We start from the raw sequence: 8,708 nt of genomic DNA, 5'->3' as shown, positions 1-8,708 counted from the left end.
GGCCGTCGCAAGCATCGACCACGCGCGTGCGGCGCGCGTGCGCGTCACCGCGCGAGCGGCACGACGGCCGCGTCGGCACGAACGGGCGCCGCATGCCGCAGCGGCGGCGCGATTTGCCGCGCGCAATCGATCAGGTCCGCGTAGGCGGCTTCGATCGCGTCGAGCGTCCCGTCGCCACGTTCTTCCTTGCCGCGCGCGCACGCGCGCGCGAGCCGGAACTCCAGCACCATCGCTTCGGATGCGATGCGATCGCACGCCGCGCGAATCTCGGCGAACGGCCCGACGCAGCCGCTTGCCTGCAGCCAGCGAGCGTAGTGACCGAACAGCTCGAAGTTCGCGCCGAGTTGCCGTACCGAATTGAACGAGTACGCATGAAAGCGTTCGAGCGGCGAATCGGCGAGCACTTGCGCATCGATTTGCAGCTGGCGCCGGAACGCCGTGACCGGATTGACGATCGGCACGCGGCGCAAATGCCGCTGCAGCGACGCGAGCGACGCTTCGCACAACGCGCGCTCGTCGAGCGGCGCAAAGCGCCGCTTCGCGCATTCCACGTAAGGCGGCAGCGGCATCGGGGAACTGTCGCCGACGAGCCCGCTGTAGTCGAAATCGTCGGCCACGTAATAGCCGCTGTTGTGGAAGTAGCCGATCTGGCGGTGCGCGCGATCGATCGAGTCGATCCCGATCGTGGTCTTCGTATGCTGCGTGCGGTAGCTGCTGCCGCGTGTGTCGGGCAGGAACCACGCGTCGACCTCGACGATCATCAGGTGACCGCGCGCGACTTGCGTCTCGATGTGCTGGTCGAGCGGTTCGTAGATCGAGTGCTCCTGCACGACGATCCCGTAGAGCCGCTCCAGTTCGTCGTGCGGAAACTTGAAGAACGTGAACTGGTCGCCCTCGAAATCGAGCGCGATCGTAAACGGCAGCGCCGCGTACGGATTGAGGCCCCACCAGCGGAGCACCTCGAGCCACATGTCGACGTAGCAGTTGGTCTGTTTCCAGACCATCTCCTGACTGTGCAGCGGGTGCGGCCGGTAGTGGCGTGCGCGATGGCGCACGTCTTCGAACGACGCATCGTCGCCGTCGCGGGACACGAATCTCATCGCGCGCCCCACAGCACGTCGCGCACGTCCGCCGGCCATGCGTCGATGTCGAAGCCGTGGTGGCGGAACAGCGCGAGCGTCAGCCGCTCGAGGCCGAAACCGACACAGCCGGTGTGCGCGACGTCGCCCGCCGCGGTGCGGATGTCCCACAGCAGCCCGAAGTGATCCATGTGGTAGTTGAAGCTGAGGCACGCGGTCTGGCGGCCGTCGTGCTCGATCGGAATCAGCAGTTCGAACTTGAGGTTCTGCTCGCGCTGGCTGTTCGCGACGATCTTGCCGCCGCGCCCGAAGAACGGATCGTTCGCGAGATCGATCGCATTGGGCAGGCGCAGCGCATCGATCATCCGCGTGCCGCGCTCGATCCACGTCTGGCGGAATTCGACGATCTGCTCGGGCGTGCCGATGCGCACGTACTCGCGCATCCGGAACAGCTGCATGCGGGTCGGGTCGAGCGACGGCTCGTGGCGGAAGCAGTACGAGAACACGTCGACGATGCGGCCGTCGCCCGGCAACGCACCTGCGCGAGCAACTACCGGATAGACGGGGTAGCACGCGGCGGGCGTCATCACGACGTAGGTCGGCTTCTGGCTTTCGGTCCAGTCCTCGCCGCGGTCGAGGCACTGCAGCACGCGCTGGTGCCGCTGTTCGTCGCCACAGAATGCATGCACGCTGCCGGCGAGCTGCGGAAAGCTCTTCATGTATTCGCTGCGCTCGAACTCGGTGCGGCTCATCGCCGGCGGAAAGCGCAGCACTTCGGCCTGCTGATCGGCGCCGGCGCGCGTGACGAACGCGTCGAGCGCTTCGACGACGCGCTCGAACCGTTCGCTGCGGCCGAACAGGCCCTGGATGCCGGTCGACACCAGCAGGCCCGCGTCGATGAGTTCGTCGCGCAGCGGATTGACGCCCGCGCGGTCGAGCGGTGCATCGGACGGCACAGCGGCGGGGGCGGGGGAAGGCACGGAGAGGCGATCGTTCACGAGTGTTTCTCCAGCGTCGCGGGACGCAGTGCGAGCAACAGGTTGGAGGTGTTGGCGGCGATGCGGTCGTTGCTGATCATCAGCGGCGCTGCGTGCAGGTCGCGAAGGTGGCGGCCGATGCTGAACGGCGTGCCGTGCTTGTAACCAGCCATCCCGCAGATCATCAGCGCCTGCTGGACGACCTCGAGCGCCGTCGACGACACGTAGGTCTTCAACGTGTTGATCTCGGCGGCCCACGCCATGCCGGCCGACCACGAACGCGTCGTCGCGCCGGCATGCAGGCGCAGCACGTTGTCGACGCGCGCCTGCATCGCCTGCATCAGCGCGAGCGATTCGGCGATGCGGCGCGACGCGGGCGACGGCGCGCCGTCGGTCTGACGCGCCTGCGAACGGAAGAACTGGTGCGCGCGATGGAACGCGTCGCCGGCCACGCCGATCCACACCGCGGCCCACAGAATGTGCGACACCGGCACCATCGTCTGTTCGGCGATCTGCGCGAACGGCACCGGCAGGCATTGCACGGTCGCGCCCTGCGCGTCGAGCACGAAGCCGTTGCTGCACGTGCCGCGCATGCCGAGCGTGTCCCAGTCGCCACGCCGCGTGAGCGTATAGCCGTCGCGCAGCAGCGTGACGAGCACCTGTTCCGACGGCGGAGCGTCCGCATCGCGCCGCGCGGTCGCGAGGATGCCGTCCGCGTAGTCGCCGTACGAGATCGTCGGCGCGGATTTGCGCAGCCGGAACTCGCCGCCGTTGGTCTCGAGCGCGCACTGGCTCGCGCGCAGGTTGCCGCCGACGCCGTCCTCGGACGTCGCCGACGCGAGCAGCCACTGATGGCGCACGAGCTGCTGCAGGAACAGCTTGTGCCAGCCCTGGTCGGCGGCGTGGTCGACGATGCACGCGACCTGGATCTGGTGCATTGCGAACACCATCGCCGACGACGCACACGCCTGGCCGAGGATCGAGCATGCCGATGCGATGTCGGCGAGCGACGCGCCGGCGCCGCCGAGGTGCGTCGGAACCATCGCGCTCAGCAGGCGCCGGGCGCGCATCGCCTCGATCGCCTCGACGGGGCAGCGTGCGTCGCGATCGACCGCGTCCGCATGCTGGGCGGCGATTTGCGCGACCGCGCGTGCGGCCTCGTCGAGGCGGCGCGTTTCGCCGCCGGCCGCGAGTTCGGGAAGTAGCGCGCTCATGCGGAATGCTCGGCGCGTTGGAGGGTGGCGATCGTGTCCGCGAGCGCGTCGATGCTGCGGAACAGGTTGCGGTTCAGCATCTCGTCGGGAATCTCGATGTTGAACTGCTTCTCGATCGCGAGCATCAACTGGATCGTGTCGAGCGACGAGAGGCCCGCTTCGTAGAGATCGTCCCCGTCACCGATCGAATCGATCGCGGCTTCGAGATGGGCGACGTGCTTGAGGATGGTTCTGATGTCGTTTTTCACGTGCTGCTCCGGCGTGCGTGGTGTCGTCCGCACGGGCGGACGCGCGCATCGCGCTGACATCCCCCGGCAGTCCGGCATCAGTAGACCATTCGCACGCGCGGCGATCTGTTCGCCACCCTACAATCCGCTGACTTGGCCCGCGCGCGCGCCGTAACGCCGTGCGGATCAAGCGCGTGCGGCGGCAGCCACGCCCGAATCGGCCGACAGGATGCGCTTCATCTCGTCGCGCACGATCGCGCGGCAGCCGCACGACAGTTTTTCGAGCCCGCCGAGATCGCCGAGCACGATCGAGCTGCGGTACTGGCGGATCAATCCGAGCTTCTGGATTTCCCCGGCGGCGTCCGTAACCGTTTCGCGGCGCACGCCGAGCATCTGCGCGAGCATGCTGTGAGTCACCTGGATCTCGATGCTCCGCGAGCGGTCGTACGCGAGCAGGAACCATCTGCATAACTGATGTTTGAGCACGTGATGGCGGCTGCAGAACGTGATCTGCGAAACCTGGGCCATCAGCAGCCGCACGCAGACGAACACCAGATGGCGAATCACCGGCGACGCATCGAACGCGGCGGCGAAGATGCGGCGGTCGAGCCGGTAGACGAAGCCGTCGCGGCACGCGACGGCGCGGCACGGCATCCGGCCGCTGCCGCCGATCACGTCGTCGCACACGATGCTTTCGCTGCCGATCTCGGCCACCTCCAGCGTCATGCCGCCCGACGACACGTACTGCAGCGAAATCGCGGTCGTGACGGGCAGGTAGACCGCGGCGAGCATTTCACCGGGCTCGCACAGCACCTGCCCGGACTTCAAATGAACGAGCTGCAGGTTCGCAATCAGCGCCGCGCGTTCGTCGCGGTCGAGGGCCGCGAGAAACCGGTTGGTGTCGAAGCTATGGGAAAAGTCGATCATGCCGCTCGGGTGGGCGGCGGCGTCATTGGCCTGGTGGGTCACGGCGCATCCTCGCAGAGGGCGATTGCACGGCATGCGCCGGTTTCCTCGCGGAATCCGGCACGCTCGTGCGGATTATGGGTTCGTCGGAATTCGAATGCCGACGGCTGAAAAGGCTAGCACGCAACTTAATTCAATAAATTCCGCACTCCGTCACTTCACAAAGTTTGACGATCCGGACGCAATTGCAGAATGTTATATGGACTTGAACTTCAAGTTTTCATGAATTAATCGTCTTGAAATGGATTGGCGAATATCCGGGCAATTCCGTGCCGCTCGGGAATCAATCGGGCAGCGCCCCGATCGTACAAGAAAAAAATCTCGATGGCATTGAACATTATTTGACAATCGAGATGCGGACTCAGAATTCCATAATGAAATCATGGCCTTGGGCGACGTATGTGCGCTCGATTACAAATTCGATAATGAATGGCGCGATTCATTTTTGAGACAGTTTCAAACGACCAATCGGCGTGCGGGCGGCTGCACCGGGTACCGTGAGACATCACGGAAACGATTGAAAAGGGCCTGTAAGTATTTGAACGGAAAGCCCCGCGCCGTGCTGTCGGCGCCGCTGCGGGCCGCGCGCCTATTGATCAGTCGAATCGAGCGAGCTGTCCGCCGCGGCGCGAGGGTGTCCGGAAATGAGACATTTTTGGCGGTTCGGCGCCGGTTATTCGCGCGTTCTAAATCGGCTGCCATTCATATATTAAGGATGCGCCGGTATTGGCACGCAAATCGCTTATTCAGCCGGGCGTGTCGAAACGGGACTGTCGAATCGATCCGGCGGCGAGAAGCCGGCGGCCGATTGGAGCGAGGGTTGTGGGCCGCAACCTGGGCCGTCGTTCGTACGCGCATTGCGATAACGAATTCCGCCGACGCGTGTGGATGCGGCGCGGAACAATAAAGGGATACAGCCATGCTTCATCTTTACTCGAGCTTCTCGGCGAATGCCATTCTCGATGCCCTCCCGGAGGACAGCATCCGGGCCATCGCACCGCACCTCGAGCTGGTCCGGATCAAGGCCGGCATGCTCGACCGGGTCGGCGAGCCGATGCGCCACCTGCTTTTCCCGACGACCGCCATGATGTCGGTGCAGCATCTGATGGAGGACGGTGCGATGGTGGAGGTCGCGGTGGTCGGCCGCGAAGGGGTGGTGGGGCTGGCGACGCTCGTCGGCGGCATCGCGGTGTCGAACCGCATCGAAGTCCGCATCGGCGGGATGGCCTACCGTGTACCGACCTGCGTGATGCGGTCGGAATTCGAACGTTCGCCGGCCACCTACCGGCTGCTGCTGAACTACTGCCAGGCGACGATGGCGCAGATTTCGCGCAGCGCGCTGTGCAACCGGCATCATTCGGTAAGCGAACAGTTGAGCCGCTGGCTGCTGCTCGCGCACGACCGGATCGACGGCGACGAACTGGCCGTCACGCAACAGACGATCGCGAACATGCTCGGCGTGCGCCGCGAAGGCGTGACGGAAGCGGCCGGCAACCTGCAGGAAGCCGGGCTGATCCGGCAAAGGCGCGGCCGCATCACCGTGATCGATCGCGAGGGCCTCGAGCGCCAGGCGTGCGAATGCTACGAGCTGATTCGGGCGGACTATCGGCGCCTGCTCGGCACGCGGGCCGGTGCGAGGCCGATGCCGGTGCGCCCGCGGCTGCCCGAGATCCACGGCGGTTTCCCGGCGCACGGTGCGTGACGATGCATTCGATGTCGGGTGGAACGACTGCGATGCGGCGCGCAGCGATTGCCGCGGCCGACGTCGCACTCGTGCTGGCGGGCGTACTGGCGGCGCAGGCCGCGATGCGGCTCGCGTGGCATGACCTGTCGGATGCGCAGCGCGGTGCGATTGCATTGTTGTGCGTGCTGACCGTCGCGTTGTTGCCGCGTGCCGTGCGCGTGCCGCGCGGCGGCGCGGCGGTGCCGCGCGGCAGCTCGATGCTGACGCGCACGGTGGTGGCGCTCGCGTGCGTGAGCACGCTGACGGTGGCCGGCTCGATGGGGATCATGAATCGCGGCGGCACGGTCACGACCCGCTGGATCGCACGGACGGTGCTGTCCGGCGACGCGGCGCTGCTGCTCGGCAGGCTCGCGATGTGCGCGCTTGCGCTCAAGCGCGGCCATCCGCGCGCGCGGCAGCGGCGCGTCGCGATCGTCGGTGCGACCGCGTACGGACGCGTGGTGATCGACAGAATGCAGCTGGAGCCGGACGGACCGTTCGCGGCGGCCTGCGTGTTCGACGACGACGGATCGGCCGCCGCGGCGGCGGACGGAATCGGCCGCGCGCCGGTGATCGGCGACTGGGGCGTGCTGAAGAGCATGATCCGCAGCGGCGCGATCGACGAAGTGTGGCTTACGCTGCCGATGTCGCAGGAGTCCCGCATCCGCCGCATCGTGCGCGAACTGCGCGACGAATTCGTCGAGCTGCGGCTGTTGCCCGACGTGCGGCAGATGGCGGTCGTCGAGCGCTCCGCGACCGACGTGCTCGGCATGCCGGCGATCAACCTCGCGACCACGCCGCGCTCGGCGCCGGAATTGTGGGCGAAATTCGCGTTCGACAGGCTGTTCGCGGTCGCTGTGCTGATCCCGCTGCTGCCGTTGCTCGCGGTGCTGGCGGTAGCGGTGAAGCTGTCGTCGCCGGGGCCCGTGTTGTTCAGGCAGCGCCGCAAGGGTGCCGACGGCCGCGAGTTCCACATCCTCAAGTTCAGGACGATGCGCGCGCATCGCGCGCAGCCCGGCGTCGTGCGGCAGGCATCGCGCAACGATGCGCGCGTCACGCCGGTCGGCGCGTTCCTGCGGCGTACGTCACTCGACGAGCTTCCGCAGTTCTTCAACGTGCTGTTCGGCCAGATGTCGGTGGTCGGCCCGCGCCCGCACGCGATCGAGCACGACGACTTCTACCGGCAATTGATCGACTGCTACATGTACCGCTATCGCGTGCGGCCGGGGATCACGGGATGGGCGCAGGTGAACGGCTATCGCGGCGAGACGCGCAAGGTCGAGGCGATGGCCGCGCGCGTGAAGTTCGATCTGTTCTACATGCAGAACTGGAGCTTCTGGTTCGACATGAAGATCATCCTGCTGACGGTCGTGCGCGGCTTCATCGGACGCAACGCGTTTTGACGGAGAGGAATGCAAAGTATCGGATGGACGGTTCCGGTCTGAACCCGATGCCCGCTGCGATCGCACGCGTCCGGCCGCGCTTCAGCCGTTCGCCGGCGGCTGCCCGGCCGCCGGCAGCGCGGCGGGCGAGACGGCGGGGCGCGCGTCGGGCGCGGCCTGCGCGCTCGATGGCTGAATGGCGTGCTGGATCGTCGGCACGACCATCGTCGGGAACAGAGCCGCAAGGGCTACCCAGATGACGACGCCGAACAGCATCACGTTCTCCTGAAAGCGAAAAGGCCGCGGATTCGCCGCGCATGCGTTCAATCTATGACGCAACTTTGTACAGGGGATTGATCGATCTCAACCGCCCGTGCGTCAGACGAATGGGTGCGCGGTGTATTCGCGTCCGTCCCCCGTTTCCGCGTGCTGCGTCCGTCCGCCGCTGCCGATACCGGTCAACACATGCGTGTTCATTGGGTTTATGCTGCGTCGAAGCGTTCGCCGCGTCGTGCGGCCGGACGCGCATCCGGGCGCGGCGGGGCGTGCATGTCTGCCCGTCGCGCACCGGCGCGACAACCGCGCGCCGCATGTCTGACCGCGCGGAACCGGGAAAAGGAGAGACGGCAATGGCGCTCGATCGACAACAACGGCAGACGCTGCAGCAGCGGCTGACCGACAGCGAGCAGGCGTTGCGGGCGGACATCCGCACGAGCGAGGATCAGCGTGCGCTCGAGTCCTATGCCGAACTCGCCGGCGCGGCGCCGGACGAGGGCGACGAAGCGAACGCCGATCTGTTCGTCGACACCGATCACGCATTGATCGGGATGAAACTCGCCGAATTGCGCGCGATCGCGCGCGCGCAGCAGCGCATGCGCGACGGCAGCTACGGCGAGTGCATCGATTGCGATGCGCCGGTGGGCTACGAACGTCTGCTCGCGCGGCCCACCGCCGAACGGTGCACGCATTGCCAGTCGCTGTACGAGCGTCGCTACGCGACGACACCGCGCGCATCGCTTTGACGCCGGTGCCGGGACCGCGCACGCGCGCCCCGAGCAGCACGATGCGGGCCGCCGGCGTACGGGCAGCCGGCGCACGGGCGCCCGGCGCAGGACGACCACCAGGCGCCCGCCGCCGTCG

9 protein-coding genes are annotated in these 8,708 nt (G+C 66.7%); 3 read left to right on the top strand and 6 right to left on the bottom strand.

The window, feature by feature from the left end; all coding sequences use genetic code 11:
* Window positions 1-44: 44 nt before the first annotated feature.
* The 5 genes from BSE24067_RS28615 to BSE24067_RS28595 form a co-directional block, all read right to left on the bottom strand.
* Window positions 45-1,100, bottom strand: a complete 1,056-nt coding sequence (locus tag BSE24067_RS28615) for a DUF1839 family protein (RefSeq protein WP_151065843.1) — start codon at window positions 1,098-1,100, stop codon at window positions 45-47.
* Window positions 1,097-2,077, bottom strand: coding sequence for an amino acid--[acyl-carrier-protein] ligase (locus tag BSE24067_RS28610; protein ID WP_151065844.1), 981 nt, complete (start codon window positions 2,075-2,077; stop codon window positions 1,097-1,099). The genes BSE24067_RS28615 and BSE24067_RS28610 overlap by 4 nt, the downstream gene beginning before the upstream one ends.
* Window positions 2,074-3,270, bottom strand: coding sequence for an acyl-CoA dehydrogenase family protein (locus BSE24067_RS28605; RefSeq protein WP_151065845.1), 1,197 nt, complete (start codon window positions 3,268-3,270; stop codon window positions 2,074-2,076). The genes BSE24067_RS28610 and BSE24067_RS28605 overlap by 4 nt, the downstream gene beginning before the upstream one ends.
* Window positions 3,267-3,518, bottom strand: coding sequence for an acyl carrier protein (locus BSE24067_RS28600; protein ID WP_040139663.1), 252 nt, complete (start codon window positions 3,516-3,518; stop codon window positions 3,267-3,269). Before BSE24067_RS28600 ends, BSE24067_RS28605 begins: the two co-directional genes overlap by 4 nt.
* 165 nt (window positions 3,519-3,683) lie before the next feature.
* Window positions 3,684-4,466, bottom strand: coding sequence for a Crp/Fnr family transcriptional regulator (locus BSE24067_RS28595; RefSeq protein ID WP_174904936.1), 783 nt, complete (start codon window positions 4,464-4,466; stop codon window positions 3,684-3,686).
* 916 nt (window positions 4,467-5,382) lie between these two features.
* Here BSE24067_RS28595 and BSE24067_RS28590 point away from each other — a divergent pair.
* Together BSE24067_RS28590 and BSE24067_RS28585 are read left to right on the top strand one after the other, a co-directional pair.
* On the top strand, window positions 5,383-6,165 hold the full coding sequence (locus tag BSE24067_RS28590) for a Crp/Fnr family transcriptional regulator (protein ID WP_151065846.1): 783 nt from the start codon (window positions 5,383-5,385) through the stop codon (window positions 6,163-6,165).
* 32 nt (window positions 6,166-6,197) lie between these two features.
* Window positions 6,198-7,589 (top strand): undecaprenyl-phosphate glucose phosphotransferase, encoded by a 1,392-nt coding sequence (locus BSE24067_RS28585; RefSeq protein WP_174904935.1) that lies wholly within the window; start codon window positions 6,198-6,200, stop codon window positions 7,587-7,589.
* 81 nt (window positions 7,590-7,670) lie between these two features.
* Here BSE24067_RS28585 and BSE24067_RS28580 read toward each other — a convergent pair whose 3' ends face one another.
* Complete coding sequence (locus tag BSE24067_RS28580) at window positions 7,671-7,844, bottom strand: hypothetical protein (protein ID WP_170297505.1); 174 nt, start codon at window positions 7,842-7,844, stop codon at window positions 7,671-7,673.
* A 353-nt stretch (window positions 7,845-8,197) separates the two neighbouring features.
* Here BSE24067_RS28580 and BSE24067_RS28575 point away from each other — a divergent pair, with 353 nt between their 5' ends.
* Window positions 8,198-8,590 carry a TraR/DksA family transcriptional regulator gene (locus BSE24067_RS28575; RefSeq protein ID WP_151065847.1) on the top strand — a complete coding sequence of 131 codons (393 nt, stop codon included), beginning with the start codon at window positions 8,198-8,200 and terminating at the stop codon, window positions 8,588-8,590.
* Window positions 8,591-8,708: the final 118 nt, after the last annotated feature.

It is taken from the genome of Burkholderia latens (genome assembly GCF_902499045.1).
Classification (GTDB): Bacteria; Pseudomonadota; Gammaproteobacteria; order Burkholderiales; family Burkholderiaceae; genus Burkholderia; species Burkholderia latens.
Note: the sequence above shows the minus strand (reverse complement) of the source record. Positions and strands in the feature narration are given on the sequence as shown.

Excerpts from the sequence above, each read along its gene's own strand:
- BSE24067_RS28615 (WP_151065843.1), bottom strand. The coding sequence starts at position 1,100 with ATGAGATTCGTGTCCCGCGACGGCGACGATGCGTCGTTCGAAGACGTG.
- BSE24067_RS28605 (WP_151065845.1), bottom strand. The coding sequence starts at position 3,270 with ATGAGCGCGCTACTTCCCGAACTCGCGGCCGGCGGCGAAACGCGCCGC.
- BSE24067_RS28590 (WP_151065846.1), top strand. The coding sequence starts at position 5,383 with ATGCTTCATCTTTACTCGAGCTTCTCGGCGAATGCCATTCTCGATGCC.
- BSE24067_RS28585 (WP_174904935.1), top strand. The coding sequence starts at position 6,198 with ATGCGGCGCGCAGCGATTGCCGCGGCCGACGTCGCACTCGTGCTGGCG.
- BSE24067_RS28580 (WP_170297505.1), bottom strand. The coding sequence starts at position 7,844 with ATGCTGTTCGGCGTCGTCATCTGGGTAGCCCTTGCGGCTCTGTTCCCG.
- BSE24067_RS28575 (WP_151065847.1), top strand. The coding sequence starts at position 8,198 with ATGGCGCTCGATCGACAACAACGGCAGACGCTGCAGCAGCGGCTGACC.